General features: G+C 64.4%; 22 protein-coding genes. 7 read left to right on the top strand and 15 right to left on the bottom strand.

What is annotated here, in order from left to right:
* Positions 1 to 390 precede the first annotated feature (390 nt).
* On the top strand, positions 391 to 633 hold the full coding sequence (locus tag BES08_RS06520; RefSeq protein ID WP_420873463.1) for a RidA family protein: 243 nt from the start codon (positions 391 to 393) through the stop codon (positions 631 to 633).
* A 28-nt stretch (positions 634 to 661) separates the two neighbouring features.
* On the opposite strand, the gene BES08_RS06515 is transcribed toward BES08_RS06520, so the two are convergent.
* Together BES08_RS06515 and copC are read right to left on the bottom strand one after the other, a co-directional pair.
* Positions 662 to 1519, bottom strand: coding sequence for a CopD family protein (locus BES08_RS06515; RefSeq protein WP_156799789.1), 858 nt, complete (start codon positions 1517 to 1519; stop codon positions 662 to 664).
* Positions 1520 to 1523: 4 nt separating this feature from the next.
* Positions 1524 to 1901: a copper homeostasis periplasmic binding protein CopC gene (gene copC, locus BES08_RS06510; RefSeq protein WP_069707896.1), complete on the bottom strand. Its 378-nt coding sequence runs from the start codon at positions 1899 to 1901 to the stop codon at positions 1524 to 1526.
* 172 nt (positions 1902 to 2073) lie between these two features.
* On the opposite strand from copC, the gene BES08_RS32725 reads away from it, so the two are divergent.
* Genes BES08_RS32725 through BES08_RS06490 form a run of 5 tightly spaced genes read left to right on the top strand, consistent with a single transcriptional unit; the run spans position 2074 to position 6125 of the window.
* A complete protein-coding gene (locus BES08_RS32725) occupies positions 2074 to 2337 on the top strand; it encodes a hypothetical protein (protein ID WP_156799788.1) in 264 nt (87 codons plus the stop codon).
* Between the two features lie 11 nt (positions 2338 to 2348).
* Positions 2349 to 2780, top strand: a complete 432-nt coding sequence (locus BES08_RS06505; RefSeq protein ID WP_069707895.1) for a periplasmic heavy metal sensor — start codon at positions 2349 to 2351, stop codon at positions 2778 to 2780.
* Between the two features lie 6 nt (positions 2781 to 2786).
* Positions 2787 to 3359 carry an RNA polymerase sigma factor gene (locus BES08_RS06500; protein WP_231958183.1) on the top strand — a complete coding sequence of 191 codons (573 nt, stop codon included), beginning with the start codon at positions 2787 to 2789 and terminating at the stop codon, positions 3357 to 3359.
* Between the two features lie 31 nt (positions 3360 to 3390).
* Positions 3391 to 5166 (top strand): copper resistance system multicopper oxidase, encoded by a 1776-nt coding sequence (locus BES08_RS06495; RefSeq protein WP_069709171.1) that lies wholly within the window; start codon positions 3391 to 3393, stop codon positions 5164 to 5166.
* Positions 5166 to 6125 carry a copper resistance protein B gene (locus BES08_RS06490; RefSeq protein ID WP_083274610.1) on the top strand — a complete coding sequence of 320 codons (960 nt, stop codon included), beginning with the start codon at positions 5166 to 5168 and terminating at the stop codon, positions 6123 to 6125. The genes BES08_RS06495 and BES08_RS06490 overlap by 1 nt, the downstream gene beginning before the upstream one ends.
* Before the next feature lie 83 nt (positions 6126 to 6208).
* On the opposite strand, the gene BES08_RS06485 is transcribed toward BES08_RS06490, so the two are convergent.
* The 12 genes from BES08_RS06485 to BES08_RS06430 form a co-directional block, all read right to left on the bottom strand.
* A complete protein-coding gene (locus BES08_RS06485; protein ID WP_069707893.1) occupies positions 6209 to 7453 on the bottom strand; it encodes an FAD-dependent oxidoreductase in 1245 nt (414 codons plus the stop codon).
* 165 nt (positions 7454 to 7618) lie between these two features.
* Positions 7619 to 8344, bottom strand: coding sequence for a cupin domain-containing protein (locus tag BES08_RS06480; protein WP_083274609.1), 726 nt, complete (start codon positions 8342 to 8344; stop codon positions 7619 to 7621).
* Positions 8345 to 8381: 37 nt separating this feature from the next.
* The gene (locus tag BES08_RS06475; protein ID WP_069707892.1) at positions 8382 to 9011 is read right to left on the bottom strand and encodes a hypothetical protein; all 630 of its coding nucleotides are present in this window, start codon (positions 9009 to 9011) and stop codon (positions 8382 to 8384) included.
* Positions 9008 to 9754: a HupE/UreJ family protein gene (locus tag BES08_RS06470; RefSeq protein WP_069707891.1), complete on the bottom strand. Its 747-nt coding sequence runs from the start codon at positions 9752 to 9754 to the stop codon at positions 9008 to 9010. The genes BES08_RS06475 and BES08_RS06470 overlap by 4 nt, the downstream gene beginning before the upstream one ends.
* A gap of 60 nt (positions 9755 to 9814) precedes the next feature.
* Positions 9815 to 10192, bottom strand: a complete 378-nt coding sequence (locus BES08_RS06465; RefSeq protein WP_069707890.1) for a hypothetical protein — start codon at positions 10190 to 10192, stop codon at positions 9815 to 9817.
* 25 nt (positions 10193 to 10217) lie between these two features.
* On the bottom strand, positions 10218 to 10958 hold the full coding sequence (locus BES08_RS06460) for a DUF4198 domain-containing protein (protein WP_069707889.1): 741 nt from the start codon (positions 10956 to 10958) through the stop codon (positions 10218 to 10220).
* Between the two features lie 149 nt (positions 10959 to 11107).
* The gene (locus BES08_RS06455; RefSeq protein WP_069707888.1) at positions 11108 to 12268 is read right to left on the bottom strand and encodes a M20 aminoacylase family protein; all 1161 of its coding nucleotides are present in this window, start codon (positions 12266 to 12268) and stop codon (positions 11108 to 11110) included.
* Between the two features lie 8 nt (positions 12269 to 12276).
* Positions 12277 to 12771, bottom strand: a complete 495-nt coding sequence (locus tag BES08_RS06450) for an Lrp/AsnC family transcriptional regulator (RefSeq protein WP_069707887.1) — start codon at positions 12769 to 12771, stop codon at positions 12277 to 12279.
* 7 nt (positions 12772 to 12778) lie between these two features.
* Entirely contained in the window at positions 12779 to 14188 is a 1410-nt protein-coding gene (locus tag BES08_RS06445) for an aspartate aminotransferase family protein (protein WP_069707886.1), read from the bottom strand.
* A gap of 206 nt (positions 14189 to 14394) precedes the next feature.
* Positions 14395 to 15471 (bottom strand): tartrate dehydrogenase, encoded by a 1077-nt coding sequence (locus BES08_RS06440; protein WP_069707885.1) that lies wholly within the window; start codon positions 15469 to 15471, stop codon positions 14395 to 14397.
* A gap of 29 nt (positions 15472 to 15500) precedes the next feature.
* Complete coding sequence (locus BES08_RS06435) at positions 15501 to 16964, bottom strand: NAD-dependent succinate-semialdehyde dehydrogenase (protein WP_069707884.1); 1464 nt, start codon at positions 16962 to 16964, stop codon at positions 15501 to 15503.
* Positions 16965 to 17048: 84 nt separating this feature from the next.
* Positions 17049 to 17906, bottom strand: coding sequence for a GNAT family N-acetyltransferase (locus BES08_RS06430; protein WP_069707883.1), 858 nt, complete (start codon positions 17904 to 17906; stop codon positions 17049 to 17051).
* Between the two features lie 196 nt (positions 17907 to 18102).
* On the opposite strand from BES08_RS06430, the gene BES08_RS06425 reads away from it, so the two are divergent.
* Complete coding sequence (locus BES08_RS06425; protein WP_083274742.1) at positions 18103 to 19578, top strand: aldehyde dehydrogenase family protein; 1476 nt, start codon at positions 18103 to 18105, stop codon at positions 19576 to 19578.
* 49 nt (positions 19579 to 19627) lie between these two features.
* Here the strand turns inward: BES08_RS06425 and BES08_RS06420 are convergent, their stop codons facing one another.
* The gene (locus BES08_RS06420) at positions 19628 to 20179 is read right to left on the bottom strand and encodes a cytochrome b (protein WP_069707881.1); all 552 of its coding nucleotides are present in this window, start codon (positions 20177 to 20179) and stop codon (positions 19628 to 19630) included.
* Positions 20180 to 20287: the final 108 nt, after the last annotated feature.

Raw genomic sequence — 20287 nt, 5'->3', positions numbered from 1 at the left:
GCACGGAAAGGCGCTTGGGCGGCCTCACCCAGACTGAGAGCAGTAAGGCGATACAAAAGATCGATGTGACGCTAGGACGAATGGGGATTCTTTGTGCCTCATGATCGCCGACTTAGCGGCAGTTCCCCAGTTAACAAAGGCGATTGTTCGCGCTGGCCATGCCCCCCTTGAACGCCAGCTATCCACCCCTCTGCGCCGGTAGCGAGCCTGGTCGAAAAGGGACAGCGGACGGTCGCGTCCCGGGCCGCTCGGATCGGGCTCGGAGCGTCTTGGATGGGCGCGTTGCCGCTCTTCGGTACCCGCATCGACCAAGGCCTACGCATAAAGCGAGGCCGTGATCCATGGCGATACATTGTACCTTTTTGGTTAGATCGGGGCGCCCGGGAGAGGGTGACCGAATGGACCAAGGCTGCTGGCCGAGATCGATGGGCGCCTCGTGCTGGCCGGCAGCAGCAAGGACCACCTGCTTCGGTATCGATCTGGCTGGCGGACATCGGCGACTTTGCCGAGATGAACGCGGTGTGGGACGCCTGGAACGCCGGCCATCTCGCGCTAGGGCGTGGCACCGGCGAGTCCAGCCTGGCCAGAGCGGAATACAAAGTCGAGATTATCATGATCGCTGCGCGTGCCTGACAGCACGTGGCCGATCCCCACGGCGGTCTCACCCGCCGTGGGGATCGAGCAGCCCGGCAAAACCCACCAGCGCGACGATCCCGAGCGCGCAGGCCGTTTCCAGCATCAGCGACACGATCAGGCGGCAGCGGGCATCGGAAAATCCGTCTTCCATTTCTGGCACGAGCTTCCAGCGGTTGCCTGCAGCAAAGCCGAGCATTGCGAGGAACAGCGCGAATTTGAAGCCGATCAGCACGGGCCAGGCACCTCCGGGCAACTGCCCGCCGCTGATGAGCCATGCACTGGCAGTTCCGGTCACGAACAGCGTCGCCACGATCGCTGTCCCGGTCCGCGCGAAACCGGCGAGGCTGCGGATCACGTTGGCATCGCAATTGCGAGCGGATACCGTCGTCGTCAGGAAGCGGGCGAGTGCACCCAGCCAGAGCGCTCCGGCGCTAAGGTGCAGGATGTCGCTTGCCTGAAGCAGGTGGCCGGGTGCACCTTCGCCGGCGCTGGCGTGCCCCGCGAATGCCGCGCTGGCCAGAGCCGGCAGCGCGGCGATGGTCAGCAGCAGCGGTTGCGGCCGAACCAGCAACAGAAAGCCAAGCGCCACCAGCAGCGCTGCCCGTACCGTCAGCAGCGACCCCAGCGGCGTGGAGCCGAGAACGATCGTCACCGTATCGGAATCGAGCTTGCCGATCGACAGCGCGGCCATCGTCGCCACGTTGGCAAGCGCCCACCAGATCGACGTGAGCAGGGAGCCGGCCGTTACAGCACCGAGCACTGCGCGTTCGCGCGCCGACAGGCGCGGCCGCCGTTCTGCCAGCGCATGGAAGGGCAGCCCCGCAGTCAGCAGCAGGAGGCCGTAACTGACGATGCGCGCGGCGGCGAGGCTGCCCTGTTCCATCGGGTCAGCGCACTGTGAAGCCGTAGCTGCCTTCGATGCGGTGTTGGTCTGCGGCGACCGCGTGCCAGGTAAGAACGTAAGTCCCGCTTGGGAGCGGGCGGGGAAGCGTGGCACTGAGCGTCTTGCCCTTGGCCCTGGCCGCAATCCCCTTGATCGGCATCGGTTTGTGGCCGGTCATGCCCGGCATGCCGGTCATCACGAGATCGATTCCCGAAAGCGGCGCGACGAGATCCTCGGAGAAGTTGAGGGTGATCGACGTGGGCTTGGTGACCGTTGCCTTGTCGGTAGGGTTTGCGCTCAGCAACTTGGGATGGGCAAAGGCGGTCGAGGGCAGGGCGGTCAGTGTCAGGCATACGGTAGCGGCAAGGGCAGCAAGGCGCATCGCGGTAACTCCACTTCGAGACGGACAAACGAGCTTGTCCGGACTTGCATGAGGTCATACGCAGCGAAGCGGCCCATCCCTCTCGCACATGAAATTTTTTCCAGGGGTGAGGGTAAAAGAGCGTGGTTGCGTATTCGCATCGTGGGCATGATTGCCTGGAAGGAGCAGAGGCTTGGACAATCTTGATCGTATTTTCGCGCAAGTGCGCGACGAGCCGATGCCCGCAGGCCTTGGCGAAATCGATGGCGGGGTCATGGCGGGGCTGGCTTCAGGGCGCGAGCGATTGGCCGCCCGGCGGACATTGATGCTGGCTTGTATCGTCGCCGGAGGCGTGGGCCTCTGGGGAGGACTTTCCGGGCCTTCGCCTGTACATGCCGATGATGGATCGTTGCTGGGAGTGCCCGCCGCTGCGCCGTCGCATCTGCTCGGTTCGTGAGGGATTTCGGCATGCATCGCTATGCAGTCGCTGCGCTGATGGCATTCCTCGTCGCGTTGGCGGCGCTCTGGGTGGGGCAGCGGGTGCGCGTTGGTGCGCCTGCAGAAACGCGCATCCATTCCATCATGCACCGGGAACTCGATCTCGACGCCGCTCAGGAGGCCCGGGTCGATGTGCTGGAGCGCAATTTCGCGCAGCGCCGCATGCGGCTGGAAGGCGAACTGAAGGCAGCCAATGCCAGCCTGGCGAGCGCGATCAGCCGTGATCATGCCTATGGTCCGAATGTGGAGAAGGCGGTGGACCAGTCGCACGTGGCGATGGGAGAACTCCAGAAGGCCACGCTGCAGCATGTTTTCGCGATGCGCGACGTGCTGCGTGCCGACCAGACGGCCCGTTTCGACAAGGCGGTGGCCGAAGCGCTGACTTCTCCGACTGCAGATTGAATTGGCGTGCCTGGAAACGCACCGGATCATCTGCGGAAGGAAGAGGAGAAAGCCCTTTCCGCGGCGCTGGCCGGGCGGCAGGCGGGTTACGACGCCTTGATGCGCGCCCATAGGGACGCTGTGTATCGGTTCGTGCGCGGGTACACCGGTAACGAAGTGGAGGCCCTGGATGTCACTCAGGACAGCTTCGTCGCCGCATTCCTGGCGCTGCACCGTTATGATCCCGCGCGTCCGTTCAGGGCCTGGATCCTGCGCATCGCCCGCAACAAATGTCACGACTGGGCGCGCAGGCGAGCAGTGCGAAGGTTGTTTGCCTTCGCACTGCCGCTCGAAGAGGCCAACGACATCCCGGACGAAGCACAAGGGCCGGAAGCCGCGTTCGCCTCTCACCATGAAGTCGCGCACATTCACTCCGCGATCGCTGCGTTGCCCGCGATGTTGAAGGAGCCTTTGTTGCTGTGCGCGATCGAAGGGCTGTCGCAGGAAGAGGCCGGAGCGATCCTCGGCATCAGCCGCAAGGCAGTGGAGACCCGTATATACAGGGCACGTCAGAAATTGTCGCATCTCATTGAGGGATAGGCGAACGCAGCGCGTATAGAAGCACATGTCAATGTTAGAACTCGCCGCCCGACGCCTCATCGCACGTCGTAGATTCCTCGAGATCGGCGGAATGCTGGCCGGAAGTGCGGGCATGGCAGGGCTGTTCCCGGCATGGGCGCGCAGCGGTACGTCGGGGATCATGCATGCCAGTGCGGGTTCGGGCGTGTTGTCGGGTGATGCCATCGCCCTGCAGATCGGGCAGAGCCACTTCGGCACCGGGGGGCGCTCGGGTCATGCAGTGACCGTCAACGGCACGCTGCCCGCCCCGTTACTGCGTTTGCGCGAAGGGCAGACTGTGCGCATCGCTGTCACCAACACCTTGCGCGAACAGAGTTCTATCCACTGGCACGGGCTGCTGGTGCCCTTCCAGATGGACGGTGTGCCTGGCGTCAGCTTTCCCGGCATCGATCCGGGCGAGACTTTCACCTACGAGTTTCCGCTGACCCACTCGGGTACATTCTGGTATCATTCGCATTCCGGTATGCAGGAAGCCGAGGGCTTGTTCGGTCCGATCGTCATCGACCCCGCCGGACCTGACCCGCTCGCCTGCGAGCGCGAACATGTGCTGGTCCTCAGTGACTGGAGTCCGATCCACCCGCACGAACAGATGCGCCGCCTCAAGATGATGAGCGGATACTTCAATCGCCAGAAACAGACGCTGGCAGGATTGATGGCCGGAAAGGACCAGTCGCTGCAAGATCGACTGGCCTGGGGGCAGATGCGAATGGACGCGACCGACATCTCGGACGTGACGGGATCGACCTACAGCTTCCTGGTCAACGGCCACGGTACGGCGGAGAACTGGACCGGTCTGTTCGCGCCGGGCGAGCGGGTGCGGCTGCGCGTCATCAACGCCTCGTCGATGACGAACTTCAACTTCCGCATACCGGGGCTGCCGCTGCGCGTGGTGGCGGCGGACGGCAATCCGGTGCAACCGGTCGAAACCGACGAAGTGCAGATCGCCATTGCCGAGACCTACGACTTCATTGTCGAGCCGGGCGCGGAGAAGAGCTACGCCGTCATCGCCGAAGCACTTGACCGTTCAGGGCAAGTCCGCGCGACGCTGGCGCAGAGCATGGGCCTTGCCGCGCCGGTGCCGCCAATTCGCAAACGCCCGCTGCTGACGATGCGCGACATGGGGATGGACATGTCAGGCATGGATATGGGCGAGGGCGGCGAGATCGATCTGTCAAAGCCCGCCAACGACAGCATGTCGGGGCATTCGATGAAAATGCGCGATGCTTCGGTCGCTCCTGGCGTGAAGATGGGGCCGGGCGTCGCCACGCTCTCGCCGATGCCAGTAGACCGACTGGCGGATCGCCCGACCGGACTGGAGGACGCGGATCACCGGGTGCTGACGTATGCGGACCTGCGTTCGCGTGATCCCAACCCCGATCCGCGCGTGCCGACGCGCGAGGTGGAAGTTCACCTCACCGCCAACATGGAACGCTATATGTGGTCGATGGATGGCACCGCAATGTCCGAGAATCCGGCGCCGATCCCGTTCCGGCTGGGCGAGCGGGTGCGCGTGACGCTGATCAACGACACGATGATGCCGCATCCGATCCACCTGCACGGGCATTTCTTCGAATTGGTGCAGGGCGAACCCGGTCACCGTGCGCGCAAGCATACCGTCAACGTCTTGCCGGGTGGCAAGGCCGCGTTCGACCTCACCGCCGACGGCGAGGGCGACTGGGCCTTCCACTGCCACATGCTGCTGCACATGCATGCTGGAATGATGCGCGTGGTCACCGTGCGGCGGGACGTGGCGGAGGGGCAGGGCTGATGGCGCACTGCTCTGTCTCTCTGCCGCTGCTTTCCGCGTTGCTGCTGGTCGGCCTGCCGATTCCTGCCGGGGCGCAGGACCATGCGGGCATGGATCATACCCAGATGGACCATTCAGGGATGGACCATGACATGTCCGGCATGGACATGCCCGGTCAGGACGCAGCCCCGGCGATGGACCATTCGGCGCACGCCACGCCCGATGCGACCGTGGCCGATCAGCCGGGCGACGCGCCCGCGCCCCCAGTGCCGGTCGACCATCCCGCCGACCGCTTCTTCGCTCCCGATCGCATGGCGGCTTCGCGCAAGGCGATGATCGGGGAAATGACCTTTTCCACGTTCGCACTGCAGGTCGATCGGCTGGAGTATCGCTCCGCCAACGGCAAGGACGGTTTCGGCTGGGAAGGACAGGCATGGTACGGCGGCGATATCGACCGTGTGGTTCTCGCCAGCGAGGGCGAGGGCAAGCTGGGCGAGCGAGCCGAACGCATCGAACTGGCTGCCTACTGGCGTCATGCGCTCGACCCCTGGTTCAACCTGCAATTGGGCGTGCGCCATGATTTTCGTCCCGATCCGCAGCGCACTTACGCGCTGGTCGGCATCGAGGGACTGGCGCCCTACTGGTTCGACGTGACCGGCCAGATCCTTGCGTCCGAGAAGGGCGACGTCCATGCACGCGGCAAGGCGGGTTACCAGCAGCGCATCACCCAGTCGCTTGTGGTCGAGCCTGAAGCCGAAGTTGATTTCGCGTTTCAGGACGTGTCCGCGCTGAACGTGGGATCCGGCTTCGAGCGCCTCGAACTCGGCGCGCGCCTTCGGTACGATCGCAACCGTTCGCTGGCACCTTACGTGGGTGTCCACTGGGAGCGCAAGCTGGCCGGCACTGCTCGGCTGGCGCGTGTTTCGGGCGATGATGTGTCCGGCATATCCGCCGTCTTCGGCATGCGGGCGATGTTCTAGGACTTTGCAGCAACCGCCCGAAAATGAACAAGGCCGCCTTTGGCTAAAAAGGCGGCCTTGCACGTGCTGTAACGGGAACCGTCTCAGGAGCGGTTGCTCATTGCCTCCATCATCCTGGCGATCTTGGCGACCGAACTCCGTGTCGCGTCGAGATAGGCGGTTTCCTTTTCATTCCCGTAGTCACCTTGCGACCACTCCTGCACGATCATCCCGTCGCGGCGTGGCACCGTGTACACATTCTGGGAATCGTAGCTGATGGCGTAGTCCACTTCAGGTTGTGGAATGAGGCGCGCCGTCTGACCGCGGACCGGCACCATCGAATTGTCTCCAAGGAGGGCCTTCGCCGCGTAGCCGGTCGAATGTATTATCGTCCTTTCCGGCAGTTCCTGGAACTGTCTGTGGTTCTCGAACTCGCGGATAACGATCTCCCCGCCCCGAGCCAGAAACTCGTTTAACAGCGCGCTTGCGTGGGCGGGAATATTGAACATCATCGTGTTCATGCGGCGCACATATGGCACCGGGAAAGGATGCTGATCCTGCGTTAGGTCCTGCATCGCCGACATCAGGTCGGGCGTGTGCTCTTCTTCGAGATGCGGATATTCCGGCTCGTTCGGATAAGGCGCATGGGTGTAGAGCGATGATCCCTGTGCGAAGGGTGTGTCCGACATCTTGTAGGTGTCTACCCATTCGACGGGAGTGCCGGGCAGGCCGAGCATGGAATTGTACTGATAGTACGAGTAGCGCGCCCAGTCCTCCCACATCTTGCGAAATTGCGGCGTCGCGTGCTCGAGGGCCACGATGCGGGCACTTGGTGAGTACACTCCGGTGGCGCGGAACGAGCGCACGTGGGGGATCATGTCTCTGGTATAGATTTTGACCTTCAGGCCCGCGCGCTGAGCGACGACGGCTGTGGTCAATCCGATCGCGCCGGCGCCGATTACGGCGACCTCACGTGCACCGGTGGATTGCGCCAACATCGTCGCGTGCCTTCCAGCACCCCAGCTCAGCGACCAACCGCTACCGCCGTGGCCATAGCTGTGAACGATGGCCTTGCTGCCCATCCTTTCGATCTCGATACGAGGGCCTTGGGGACGGAACGGGCGCAGGCACGCTTCCAGAGATATCATCCGGTCCATGGAGGCGCGGATGGGTGCCAGCGATGCGCGCTGGCGAACTTTCGGCCCTGGCACCGTCGCCGGGTTGATCGGAATAGGGGCTGGCGCAGCGGCACGTGTGGGAATGGGGGCGACGATGGCCGCAGCGGCAGCGACCCCGCTGCCCTTCAGAAAATTACGTCGCAAAAGTCTGCTTGTCGTAAGCTCATCCATGCGCTTTCCCCTTGGTGTCTTTAACCGAGGGAAACGGTATCTCCATTATTCGGCATTTAACCCTGAAGACAGCCGCCTTGCAGTACTTAAAGCGCACGCCCAATGCTTCTGCGGCGCCATCCCCACGAGGGACGACGCCGCAGAAATTCCAGGTTTGCAAGACGATCAGCCCGCTCGGTAGATCGCGAAGAGCTTGGCCACGTCTTCGCGGCTGTCCCACGCACAGTGCGATCCGCGCTCGGCAAGGATCGTCGCGCCGGTCTGGAAGGTCTGCTCCAACCCGGCGTCCTCCAGCGTCACCGAGCCTTCGACGAGGTGCATGATCTCGTAATGGCCATAGGCGAAGCCGTGGCGGCGATAGGCGGTGGAGGCCCAGGTGCCGCAGACGAACCGGCCTTCGTCGACGCGGTAGTCGTTAAAGTTGCGGCATTCCGGCGCGGGGCCGATCAGCACCTCGGGCGCGGGCTTGTTCGAGGGAACGTAAGCCGGGTCCTTGCTGATCGCGGTGATGCCCGCATCGGAGGGTGCGCTTTCGGGATAGCGCATGTAAACCGCCAGCGTCTCCGCCGCAGCGGTCCACGCGAAGCTAGTGCCGTGAGCGATGACGGCCGCGGCGCCCCTGGTCAGCACCACATCGCCAAGCGTCAGTTCGCCTTCGAGAACGAGCACGAACTCGTCACTGGCGATGGCTTCGATCGAACCAGAGGCGGCATCGAGCGCGATCAGGCCGACCGGACCTTCCACGCCGTTCTCGTAAAGCGCGGCGCGGCTGGAAAGGTAGTCCCCGCGCGCGGCGACCTTGCCTTGCGAAGCTTCGGCAAAATCGCGCAGGTCCACGAAGGATGGTTTGCGATCGAGGGCATAACGGTCGATCTGGGCTAAGCCGGTCACGGGAAAACTCCAATGTTTAAGATGCGGGGGAACCGGCTCATTCAGCCGGTTCGAACAGGTCCTGATAGAAGCCCGAGGTCTTCAGCTTGATCGTCACCGGCGTCTCGCCGCCGTTGCGCCAGTACCAGCCGTGCGTGCCTTCGAAGGGCGCGGTGAACGAACCCTTGGCGCCGCTCATGTCCTTCTGCTTCCAGTAGGAGGTGAACTCGCCGTCCTTGCCGCCCTTGGGCTCGCCGTGCATGTCCATGCGGATCGGGCCGGTGGAGGACCACTCGAAGATCAGGTGATCGCCCTTGACCATGTGCGCCTTGATCTCGACGCCGGAGTGAGGCGGCAGGGTCAGCGTCTTCTCGTCGCTGCGCAGGGCCTGACGGGCTTCGATGTTGAGCTTGCTCTGATCGGGCACGGCGAGGGTGCTGGTGGCCTTGGCCGCCGCCGCCACTTCGGGGCTGTCGGTTTCATCCGCCTCGGCGCCGCCCGCCATGCGGGTGAGGCCCAGCGCCTTGCCGACGCCGGTGGGATCGATGCCCCATTCGGCAGGCAGGACGAAGAGCGTCAGTATTGCTGCCGCCGCGATGCCAGCCCACAAGGTGGCCTTGCCGAGTGCGGCGGGAGAAGCCTGATAAGGCGTGCCGGGCGTCCCGGCGGGGTAGGTTGCGCTCGTCATGCGGTCTGCTCCGAGAAGAAGCCGGCGATCTGGTAGCCGGTGAGGATGAAGCCCGCGCACATCAGGACCGCGTTTGCGATCAGGGCACTGCGCGAGAAGCTGGAACTGCGGCGCCAAAGCGTCATCAGGATAAGAATAATGCTGAGTGCGATGACCTGGCCCATCTCCACCCCGACATTGAAGCTGACGAGGTTGGCGAATAGCCCGTCGCGTGAGGCGATGAGATCCTGAAGCTTGGTGGCAAGGCCGAAGCCGTGGAAGAAGCCGAAGATGAGTACGGCCGCCTTCTGGTTGGGCTGGAAGCCCAGCAGGGTCGGGAACGCACCGAGGTTGTCGAGCGCCTTGTAGACCACTGAAAGGCCGATGATGGCATCGATCACGAAGGGATTGGCGTGGATGTTGAACATCACGCCGGCCAGCAGGGTGGTGCTATGGCCGATCGCGAAGAGCGTGACGTAAGCCCAGATGTCCTTGAGGCGATAGAGGAAGAAGATCACCCCGAACAGGAACAGCAGGTGATCGTACCCCGTTACCATGTGTTTGGCGCCGAGGTAGATGTAAGGGATGATGTTTATGCCGGGATTGGCCTGGATGAACGCCTTGTCGCTCTCCGCCACGCCGTGCGCCATAGCATCACCGGCGAAAAGGGTCAAGGACGCGAGGAGGGCCGTCAGGCCGCCCGCCGGACGCAGCCGGGACAGCCAAGATCCATCCGGCCGCGCCCCACGCAATGGGTCGGTCATGTCGTCAGCCTTGATTGGGCGGACCCGCGTGCGCTTTGGCAACGCGCGGGTCCGGGGTCATCACTTGATGATGAAGGTGGTGCCGTAGCGGGCGCCGCTGGCCTTGTTGACCACCTGTACGCCGACGTTGCTGCCGGCGGCGATCTTCAGGCCCTTGGCGAAGAACTGGTTGCCCTTTCCAGCGGCGAGGGGAACGTCGGTCTTCTTGCCCTTGGCGGTGATGCTGAGCTTGGCGGTCATGCTGGACGCGGCAACCGGCTCGTCTTCGTCGATCAGGTAGAGTGAGACACCGGTGGGGCCGCGCACCAGCTCGAACAGCGTCTCGCCGTTCATCTGGACGACGCCGCCGTGCTGCGGCTTGGTAAGGCCGTGGGCGTCGGCGGACGCGGAAAGGCCAAGTGCCGAGAGGCCGAGGAGGAGAGCGAGGGTCTTCTTCATGAACGGTACTCCGTTGGGGCAGGGCTTATTCGGGCTTGTGAGGCAGCACGAACGACAGCGTGGCGGTGTGTTCGATCTGCTTGTAGAGCTTGGGCTGGTCGGTCGGCCCGTCGTAGACGGCGCGGATCACGTTGAGGCCCTGGTTGCGCACCGGCATCGTCAGGGTGCCGTCGGCGCCGGTCATCTGCTCCTTGGCGTCAGGATCGTTGATCATGTCGTTGATCATGCGCGCGCCCGCGATCGGCTTGCCCATGTAGAGTACCTGATACTTGAGCGGCGAGCCTAGCATAGCCGGGATCTCGCCTACGGGAATGATCTGCAGCGTCTGGTCAGGCAGGGCGGCGAGCGGCTTGGTCAGCGGGCCCTGGATCGAGACCGCGTACTTGACGTTCTTGGTGGAAACCGTGGCGTTGGGCATTTCCTCCAGCGTCTTCTTCTCGAACTCGCCATCGCCCACGCGCGACCACACGCCGTAGGGCAGGACCGCTGCGGCGACCGTCGGCTGAGCATCGGTGTCGACGACCACGGCCGGGCCAAAGGCTCGGGCGCTGGCGGCGATGGGCTGGTAGTCCGCGTCGTAGGCCTTGATCTTTTCCATCATAGGCAGGCGCTTGACGGTTTCCAGATCGTCGGCGCCGATGCCGTAGACGATGACGAGCTGCTTGGCGCGCTGCTCGAACCAGATGCCGTGCGCGTCGGCAGCGGCGGTCGGCAGGATCATGCCGGCAGCCGCAACTGCGACGAGGGGAGCAAGCTTAAGGCGCATGGGTCGTCTCCATCATGTGGCTGAAATTCATCGAATTGACACGGATCAGGCTATGTTCTGGCTCCGGCGTTTTGTGTTGCAGTTGCGTTGTTGGCGGCAGATTCGTGCGAAAATCGGGTCGCGACAGAATTCGTGGTATTGCCGCGGAATCACGCCTTTTCATCCGCACCCAGCAACGCTTCGACGAGTGCAACGTGGAGGCGCAGACCGGTGGCTAGAATGTCGTCGTTGAAGTCATATCCCGGATTGTGCAGTGGCGGTGAACCGGGGCCGCAGCCTTGCCCCAGCCACAGGTAGGCGCCCTTGCAGGCGTGCAGCATGAAGGCGAAGTCTTCCGAGGTGAACGCAGGTTCCGAGGCAAGTTGTGCGGTAGCGACCCCAGCGGCGATCTGCAGTGCCTCGGCGGCGGCGTCGGCATCGTTGATCGTAGCGGGGTAGTAGCGGTCGTAGTCGATCGCCGAGGTGAGGCCGAAAGACGCGGCAACGCCGTGCGTCATCTCCCGCAAACGCGCCTCGATGGTATCCTGTACCGCCGGATCGAAAGTGCGCACGGTGCCCACGATGGTCACCTCTGCGGGCAGCACATTATGCGCATGGCCGGCGTGGATTTGCGTCACCGACAGCACCGCCGAGGACATCGCCGGGATGCACCGCGCAACGATGCTGTTGAGCTGGGTAACCAGCGTGGATGCGGCGAGGATCGCGTCGGGCGTGTTGTGGGGAATCGCGGCGTGGCCGCCCTTGCCGGTCAGTACGATCTCGAACTTGTCGGCCGCGCCCATGATCGGGCCGGGGCGGGTGGCGACGGTGCCAGCGGGCAGGTCGGGCCAGTTGTGCAGCGCGAACACGCGGTCGCACGGGAAGCGCTCGAACAGCCCCTCGGCCACCATCTCGCGCGCGCCGCCAAGGCCTTCCTCGGCGGGTTGGAAGATGAAGTTGACGGTGCCGTCGAAAGCCTTCGTGCGGGCCAGGTGCTGCGCCGCGCCCAGCAGCATGGCGACGTGCCCGTCATGCCCGCAGCCGTGGAACACGCCGTGCGTGCAACTGGCGTAGGGAAGGCCCGTTTGTTCGTGGATCGACAGCGCGTCCATGTCGGCGCGCAGGCCGATGGCGCGAGGCGAAGTGCCGTTCTTCAGCACGCCGACGAGGCCGGTGCCGCCGATGCCTTCGTGGACTTCAAGCCCGATCGCGCGCAGTTCGCGGGCGATGGCGGCGGCGGTGCGCTTCTCCTCGAAGCCGAGTTCGGGGTGTGCGTGAATGTCCCGGCGAAACGCGATCAGGCCGGGAAGGAGGTCGTCGATGGTCGTCATGTCAGCCTTCAGTGTTGCTCGCCGAACAGCTTCTGGATCGGGTAATGCTGCTTGATGAAGGGCGACTTGATGACGACATAGCTGAAGTATTTCTCGATGCCGTAGTCACCCTCGAGCATGGCCTCGACGATCTGCTGGTAATGGGCGACGCCGCGCGCCACGAATTTCAGGAGGTAGTCGTAGCCGCCGCTGACCAGATGGCATTCGACGATCTCGTCGATCTTGCGGATCTTCGTCTCGAAGCGTGAGAAGTCTCCTGAACGGTGCTCGGTCAGGGTCACTTCGGTGAACACCGTCAGCATCTCGCCCAGCTTGTCGAGGTTGATCTGGGCGCTGTAGCCGCCGATGAACCCGGCCTTTTCAAGCCGTTTCACCCGCGTCAGGCAGGGACTGGGCGACAGGCCGACCGCGTCGGCCAGCTCGACATTGGTCATGCGGCCCGAACGCTGGAGCTGGGCCAGAATCTTGAGGTCGATGCGGTCGAGCTTGAGGCCCAGTGTCATGTCTGTCTTATCCCTGTTGCGACCCGATCGCTTTACGGATGTCGGATTCCTCAAGGAGGCCATCCAGCGTCTTCCGTATGCGCGCGAATATCATTTCCATCTCATCATCAGAGCAACACAGCGCCGGCGCAAGGCCAATGATGTTGTCCGCGAATGCTCGGAATATGACGCCATTTCCGTAACCTGCGGCAAACAGGCGGTCGGCGAGTTTCAGTTCGGGGGCGAACCGCGCCTTGCTGGCCTTGTCTGCAACGAGTTCGATCGCGCCGAGCATTCCTCGCCCGCGCGTATCGCCCACCAGTGGGTGGTCGGAAAGGGCGGCAAGGCCCGTCTCGAACTTTGCGCTTACGCTCTGCCCGTTGGCGAGGATGCCGCCGTCGAGGTAGAGGCGAAGCACTTCCAGCCCGATCGCGGCGCTGACCGGGTGACCGGAATAGGTAAGCCCATGGCCGATCGCGAGGTCGGGCGAAGCGCCGTCGGCGATGCCATGATAGACCTTGTCCGACATCATCAGCGCGCCCATCGGCGCGTAACCGGCGGTCAGGCCCTTGGCGAGCGTCATCAGGTCGGGGCTGACGCCTTCCGCCTCGCAGGCGAACAGGGGCCCGGTGCGGCCGAAGCCGGTGATGACCTCGTCGGCCACGAACAGGATGCCAAGGTCAGTGCAACAATCGCGCATAGCCTTGAGCCAGCCCTTGGGCGGCACGACCACGCCGCCCGAACCCTGGATCGGCTCGCAGAAGAAAGCAGCGACGTTCTCGTTGCCAAGCTGCGCAACCTTGGTCTTCAGGTGGCCGACCGACTGTGCGATCAGTTCGGCATCATCCGCCGCATCGCTGCGATAGCCGTACGGCGAGGGGATATGGTGCTGCCACTTGAGCGGCACGTCGAAATTGCGATGGAAGTTCGCCAGCGCGGTCAGGCCCGAGCCGGTGGTGCTCGATCCGTGATAGCCGCGCTCCAGCGCGATGAACTGCTTGCGCGAAGGCTGGCCCACCGCGTTCCAGTAATGCGTGATGTAGCGGATCGCGCTGTCCACCGCGTCCGACCCGCCCAGCGTGAAGAACACGTGGTTCAGGCCCTCGGGCGTCAGCGACACCAGTTTTTCGGCCAGCCGGATCGCCGGTTCGCTGCCGAAGTGGAAGTAGCCGGTGGCGTAAGGCAGGCGGCGCATCTGCTCGACGGCGGCCTCCACTATGCTTTCCTGGCCGTAGCCGACGTTGACGCACCACAGCCCCGCGAAGGCGTCCAGCACGCGGTTACCGTCAATGTCGGTCAGCCACATGCCATCGCCGCTCTGCAGGATCGTGGCGCCGCGGCTCTCGTGGGCGCGGAAGGAGGTGACGGGGTGGATGAGGTGGTCCCGGTCCATCTCCAGAAGGGAGCGGTTCGATATCGGCTGCGCGGGAGAGGCCATGAGATCAGGGGCTCGTTTCTCGTTGTTGATGGCATTAGCCTACGCAGCCAGGCTGACAGAAAGCGCCGACTTTGACTGTTTGCGAACGGGAGCATGCATGAATTGGGACAGACCGCAGCACAAAATGCCGCAACGAAAGACCGCGCGTACCCGGAGGGGCACGCGCGGTCTTTAGTCTTCGGGAAGTAGGTGGTGACGGGACCGAATCAGCTCAGCGCGTCGGCCACGGCCTTACCGCAGGTTACCGTGTCGGCCTCGCCCTTCAGGTCTGCCGTGCGCAGCTTGGGATCGGCGAGGACCGTCTCGATCGCGCGCATGATCGCCTTGCCCGCCTCCACTTCGCCCAAGTGCTCCAGCATCATCGAGGCGGACCAGATCTGGCCGATCGGGTTGGCGATGCCCTTGCCTGCGATGTCCGGCGCCGAACCGTGGACCGGCTCGAACAGCGAAGGGCCGGTTCGGTCCGGGTTGATGTTGCCCGAAGGCGCGACGCCGATCGTGCCGGTGCAGGCCGGGCCGAGGTCGGAGAGAATGTCCCCGAACAGGTTGGAGGCGACGACGACGTCGAAGCGGTCCGGATTCATCACGAACTGCGCGGTCAGGATGTCGATGTGGTACTTGTCGGTGCGGACTTCGGGATAGGCTTTCGCCATTTCCTCGACCCGCTCGTCCCAGAACGGCATGGTGATGGCGATGCCGTTGGACTTGGTGGCCGAGGTGAGGTGGCGGGCGTCGCGGCTCTGCGCAAGGTCGAAGGCGTAACGCAGCACGCGGTCGACGCCGTGGCGGCTCATCACCGTTTCCTGGATCACGATCTCGCGCTTGGTGCCCGGATACATGCGCCCGCCGACCGAACTGTATTCGCCCTCGGTGTTCTCGCGCACGATCCACATATCGATGCTGCCGGGGCCGCGCCCGGCGAGCGGGGAGGGTACACCCGGCATCAGGCGTGCCGGGCGCAGGTTGACGTACTGGTCGTACTCGCGGCGGAACTGCAACAGCGATCCCCACAGCGAGATATGATCGGGCACGGTATCGGGCCAGCCCACCGCGCCGAAGAAGATCGCATCGGGCGAACCGATGCGGGCCTTCCAGTCGTCAGGCATCATCTGCCCGTGCTTGGCATAGTAATCGCAGCAGGCGAAATCGTGCCACTGCTGCTCGATGGTGAAGCCATAGAGGCTGGCGGCCTTTTCCAGCACGCGGATGCCCTCGGGCATGACTTCGGTGCCGATACCGTCGCCGGGAATGACGGAGATAGTGTAGTTGCGGGGTGCGGTCATGAGATCAGTTTCCTGTCAGAGCCTGAGGGTCAAAGCTTGAGGCCGGCGATGTGGAAGGCCTTGGTTTCGAGATACTCCTCCAGCCCCGCGCGTCCGCCCTCGCGGCCAAGGCCCGATTGCTTGGCGCCGCCAAAGGGGGCCATCTCCATCGCAATCGAGCCGGTGTTGAGCGCGACCATGCCCGCCTCCAGCCTCTCGGCGACGCGGAAGGCGCGGTGCAGGTTTTCGGTGTAGAAGTAGCTGGCGAGGCCGTATTCGGTAGCGTTGGCCATGGCGATCGCCTCGTCCTCGGAGCCGAAGCGGAACAGCGGCGCGACGGGGCCGAAGGTTTCCTCGTTTGCCAGCAGCATGTCGTGGGTTGCACCGGTTAGCACTACCGGAGCGATGAACCGGTCGAAAGGCATGGGGCTGTGGCCACTGGCGTACAGGGTCGCGCCCCTGCTCAGGGCATCATCGATATGTCCTTCAACTTTTTGTGCTGCGACGCGGTTGATAAGCGGGCCCATCGTGACGCCCGCGTACGCCCCCGGTCCAACCGTCAGTCTCGTGACTTCCTTGGCCAAGCGTGCTGCGAACTCGTCATAAACCGCGTCCTGCACAAGAATGCGGTTGGCGCACACGCAGGTCTGACCCGAGTTGCGGAACTTGCTGACCATCGTGCTTTGCACGGCAATGTCGAGGTCGGCGTCGTCGAACACGATCAGCGGAGCATTGCCGCCCAGCTCCATGCTGGTGCGCTTGACGGTGTCGGCGCACTGGCGCAGCAGCAGGCTGCCGACGCGGGTGGAGCCGGTGAACGAAAGCTTTCGTACCACCGGACTGCCCGTGATCGCGCCGCCGATCGCTTCGGGGCGGCCGGTCAGGACGTTGATCGTGCCCTTGGGGAAGCCCGCCTGCTCGGCAAGGCGGGCGAGCGCGAGTGCGGTAAAGGGCGTGAGGTCAGAAGGCTTGACTATCACTGGGCACCCGGCAGCAAGTGCGGGCGCGCACTTGCGGGTTATCATCGCCGCGGGGAAGTTCCACGGCGTGATCGCGGCGGCGACACCAATCGGCTCCTTCATCACGAAGATGCGGCGGTTGGCCTCGGGCGCCAGCACGTCATGGCCGGAGGCGCGGCGGCCTTCTTCGGCGAACCACTTGATGAAGGTTGCGGCGTATCGGATTTCGCCTTCGGACTCGGCCAGCGGCTTGCCCTGTTCGGCGGTCATGATCCGGGCGAGGTCGCCCACGTTCGCCAGCACCAGCGCATGCCAACGTTCGAGGATTGCCGCGCGGGCGCCCGCTGTTAGTGCGCGCCATGGGGCGAAGGCGGCATCCGCAGCGGCGATGGCGCGTTCGGTATCGGCGGCGGTGCAGTCCGGTACGAGGCCGATTGCGGCACCTGTTGCGGGATCGTCCACCTCGATGGCTGCGCCGTTTTCGGCGGGCACCCATTCGCCGCAGATGAAGGCGGACTGGCGGAACAGATCAGGGTTCTTCAGATCGTGGATCATGGCGTCAGGCCCATTTCCTCAGGGTGAATCCGGGGGAGCCCGGAGGTGATCCGGGCGGCGTTAGAGTCAGCGCAGGAATTCAGTTCAGCCCAGCGCCTGGCTGATGATCGCGAAGGGGCTGCTCGCCGTGCCAGACTTGGGCGGCGTGCCCCTGCACATGCGCGTCACCCGGCCGACACAGGGCAGGCCAAGGTCGTCGAGCCAGCCTGCCAGGCCGGAGTCATCGGGAATGTCGAGACGGCAGAACATGCCGGCGTTGGAACCCAGCCAGTGCGAGATCAGCGCCTTCGCCCCGCCGATATCCGGCGCCACAACCGGCCCGATCGAGTACCCGCGCCCGAAACGGCGAAAGAAGGCATAGCCTGCCTGCTCGCCATCGCGGTTGAGCACGACGCCGTGGGCATATTCGCACAGGTAGCTGATGATATGGGCGCGATCGATGCCGGTCGCCTCACGGTCGAGCTTGACGATATCGGGCCACTCGCCCACTTTCAGCGGCGCGACGCGCTCGTTGGGGATCAGTTCGGGGATGGGCACGGAGAACGCCGCGCCCTGATGCTGGTAGATCGAGCCGAAGGCCTCGAAGCCAAGGCTTCTGTATAGGTTTAGGCCCTCATTGGTGGCGTTCAGGATCAGGCTGCGGTCGCCTAGCCTCTCGATCGCGGCTTCCATCAACTGGCGCCCCACGCCCATGCCCTGCGCCGCGCCGGAGACGATGACCATGCCGATCGTCGCGTGATCGTCACCCTGCGGCCACCACATCGTCGTGCCTACCACGCCGTCGTCGCTCGTGGCGATGATGCCGTCGCCCATCTCCAGCATGCGCGCCCAGTCGCGTTCCCGGTGCGGCCACTGTTGCTCGCGCGACAGGCCGTGGGCGAGCGGAAGGTCGTCCGGCGTCAAGGCGCGTATCTGGATCGACTTCTTCACCCGTGTTGCCATCGTCTAATCTCCACTTCGGCTGACGCCTCCTCAAGCGGGGAGGGGGGATCATGACCGGGATGTAGAATCGTCCGTCTGGAATAAGGTGCCGCCTTCCGATTTATTTCGGAAGAATATGGCGGAGGTGCCGGGCCTGGGACGATAAATGCCGCCGCTGCGCTCCTAGTTGATGCACATAGCAACGAAGGAGCGCGCGATGAGCAGCTTTGATCCTGACACGATCGGCATAGAGGTCCAGAACAACTTCATCGGCGGCCGCCGCGCGCTGGGTCAGGGCACGCCGATGGAAGTGCGCCGCCCCTCCGACGCGCGCGTCTATGCCGCGCTCGACAGTGCTTCGGCCGGGCAGGTCGAGGCGGCGGTAGAAGATGCTGCGCGTGCCTACAGGACCAGCGGCTGGGCCGCCACCGACCCGCGTGCGCGCATGAAAGTGATGCGCCGCTGGGCCGATCTCATCGAGACGGACATGGCGCTGCTGGCCCCGCTCGAAGCGCTGGGATCGACCCGTACCATCGCCGAAGTGCTGGCCTGGGACGTGAGCTATACCGCAGAAACCCTGCGCTTCTTCGCCGAATTCGCGGACAAGGCCGGGGGCGAGGTGATCGCCACCACGCCCGACAAGCTTGGCATGACGATCACTGAGCCTTACGGCGTCGTGGCCGCTATCGCGCCGTGGAACCTGCCGCTGGTGATGGCGGCGTGGAAGATCGCCCCGGCCATCGCGGCGGGCAATTCGGTGGTGCTCAAGCCGTCGGAAATGACGCCCTTCAGCATCGTGCGCATCGCCGAACTCGCCATTGAGGCGGGACTTCCGGCGGGCGTGTTCAACGTGGTGCAGGGCGATGGGCTGAGCGTCGGCGATCCGCTGTGCCGTCATCCGCTGGTGTCCAAGGTCAGCTTCACCGGATCGACCCGCACTGGCATCGCGATCATGGAAGCCTGCGCGCAGACCGGTCCCAAGCCGGTGACGCTGGAACTGGGCGGCAAGAGCCCGCAGATCGTCTTCGCCGATGCCAACGACATCGCCGCCACCGCCGCCACCGTGGCGCGCGCGATCACGCTCAACAGCGGGCAGGTCTGCGTCGCGGGATCGCGTCTGCTGGTGCAGGACAAGGTCGCGAACGAGGTGGTCGACCGGATCAAAGCCGCCGTCGAGGCGCACACGCAGGGCCAGACCTGGAGCGCGGCGACGACGATCGGGCCGATCATTTCGGAAAAGCAGCTAGGCCAGATCGACGGCATCGTCTCGCGCGCGATCGCGGCCGGGGGCGAGGCCCTGACCGGCGGCAGCCGCGCCGCCGCGCCGCAGGAGGGCAGCTACTATGCGCCTACCATCCTGACCGGACTGGGTCAGGACGCCGAAGCGGTGCGCGGCGAAATCTTCGGCCCGGTTCTGACCGTCCAGACCTTCGCCGACGAGGAAGAGGCTTATGCGCTGGCCAACGACAGCCCGTACGGCCTTGCCGCCGGCGTCCACACCGGCGACCTCAATCGCGCCCTGCGCGCTACGCGGGCGCTGGAGGCGGGCACCGTCTGGGTGAACCGCTACGGCCGCAGCAACGACTTCATGCTGCCGACCGGCGGCTTCAAGCAGTCCGGCATCGGCAAGGATCTGGGGCGCGAGGCCTACATGGCGAGCCTGAAGACCAAGGCGGCGCTGATCCAGTTGTGATCGGCGCTTTCCTGCCTTTGCCTTGAAATCGCGTACCTCATGATCGGGATCAGCCCTGCGGTGTCCCGATCATGCGGCGAAGCAGCCCGTCACGCAGCACTGCGGTGTGTACCACGGCCATCACCACATGCCCCGTGACCAGCACGGCAAAGCCCCATGCGAGCGGAGCGTGCAGGAGATCGGCCATCCCGGTCAGCCATTCGATCCTGTGCCCGGCCCCTGGGACAAGCCGCAGTCCCCACAAATCGAAGCCCTTGCCGTTCGCGTAAGTCCGCGCAAGCGCAAGCCCGGGCACGATGAAGAGCAGCAGGTAGATCATCACATGAACGATGCGTGCCGATGTGCCGGGCACGCCATGATCGACCGGACGCTGGCAGCGGTTCCTGAAAGCCCACATCGCACGCGGAACGACCAGCGCGAGAAGCAGCGCGCCTGCGGCGCGATGGGAAGGTCCCAGCAACGACACGGTCTTCATGACGGCGCTGTCGCCGAACACCCTCCACCCCGACGCGACCATGAATTGCCAGCCGATGAGGCAGGCCATGGTCCAGTGGAACACCCGAGTGACAAAGCCATAGGCGAGGGGCGTGTCGCGACGCATGATAGTCCTACTCAAGCGCAACCGGGGCTTCGCGCGGATGGCCGGCGGGGCCACCGCCAAAGGCCGATCATCCGCACTTCGGGTTCAATGCGGCGCGTATCGCCGGAG

The organism is Novosphingobium resinovorum, from assembly GCF_001742225.1.
GTDB classification, from domain to species: Bacteria; Pseudomonadota; Alphaproteobacteria; order Sphingomonadales; family Sphingomonadaceae; genus Novosphingobium; species Novosphingobium resinovorum_A.
The sequence above is the reverse complement of the archived record's forward strand: the minus strand, read 5'-3'. Positions and strand labels throughout refer to the sequence as shown.

Excerpts from the sequence above, each read along its gene's own strand:
- BES08_RS06495 (WP_069709171.1), top strand. The coding sequence starts at position 3,391 with ATGTTAGAACTCGCCGCCCGACGCCTCATCGCACGTCGTAGATTCCTC.
- BES08_RS06425 (WP_083274742.1), top strand. The coding sequence starts at position 18,103 with ATGAGCAGCTTTGATCCTGACACGATCGGCATAGAGGTCCAGAACAAC.
- BES08_RS06435 (WP_069707884.1), bottom strand. The coding sequence starts at position 16,964 with ATGATCCACGATCTGAAGAACCCTGATCTGTTCCGCCAGTCCGCCTTC.
- BES08_RS06485 (WP_069707893.1), bottom strand. The coding sequence starts at position 7,453 with ATGGATGAGCTTACGACAAGCAGACTTTTGCGACGTAATTTTCTGAAG.
- BES08_RS06455 (WP_069707888.1), bottom strand. The coding sequence starts at position 12,268 with ATGACGACCATCGACGACCTCCTTCCCGGCCTGATCGCGTTTCGCCGG.
- BES08_RS06420 (WP_069707881.1), bottom strand. The coding sequence starts at position 20,179 with ATGCGTCGCGACACGCCCCTCGCCTATGGCTTTGTCACTCGGGTGTTC.
- BES08_RS06515 (WP_156799789.1), bottom strand. The coding sequence starts at position 1,519 with ATGGAACAGGGCAGCCTCGCCGCCGCGCGCATCGTCAGTTACGGCCTC.
- BES08_RS06450 (WP_069707887.1), bottom strand. The coding sequence starts at position 12,771 with ATGACACTGGGCCTCAAGCTCGACCGCATCGACCTCAAGATTCTGGCC.
- BES08_RS06475 (WP_069707892.1), bottom strand. The coding sequence starts at position 9,011 with ATGACGAGCGCAACCTACCCCGCCGGGACGCCCGGCACGCCTTATCAG.
- BES08_RS06465 (WP_069707890.1), bottom strand. The coding sequence starts at position 10,192 with ATGAAGAAGACCCTCGCTCTCCTCCTCGGCCTCTCGGCACTTGGCCTT.
- BES08_RS06460 (WP_069707889.1), bottom strand. The coding sequence starts at position 10,958 with ATGCGCCTTAAGCTTGCTCCCCTCGTCGCAGTTGCGGCTGCCGGCATG.
- copC (WP_069707896.1), bottom strand. The coding sequence starts at position 1,901 with ATGCGCCTTGCTGCCCTTGCCGCTACCGTATGCCTGACACTGACCGCC.
- BES08_RS06445 (WP_069707886.1), bottom strand. The coding sequence starts at position 14,188 with ATGGCCTCTCCCGCGCAGCCGATATCGAACCGCTCCCTTCTGGAGATG.
- BES08_RS06440 (WP_069707885.1), bottom strand. The coding sequence starts at position 15,471 with ATGACCGCACCCCGCAACTACACTATCTCCGTCATTCCCGGCGACGGT.
- BES08_RS06505 (WP_069707895.1), top strand. The coding sequence starts at position 2,349 with ATGCATCGCTATGCAGTCGCTGCGCTGATGGCATTCCTCGTCGCGTTG.
- BES08_RS06430 (WP_069707883.1), bottom strand. The coding sequence starts at position 17,906 with ATGGCAACACGGGTGAAGAAGTCGATCCAGATACGCGCCTTGACGCCG.
- BES08_RS06470 (WP_069707891.1), bottom strand. The coding sequence starts at position 9,754 with ATGACCGACCCATTGCGTGGGGCGCGGCCGGATGGATCTTGGCTGTCC.
- BES08_RS06490 (WP_083274610.1), top strand. The coding sequence starts at position 5,166 with ATGGCGCACTGCTCTGTCTCTCTGCCGCTGCTTTCCGCGTTGCTGCTG.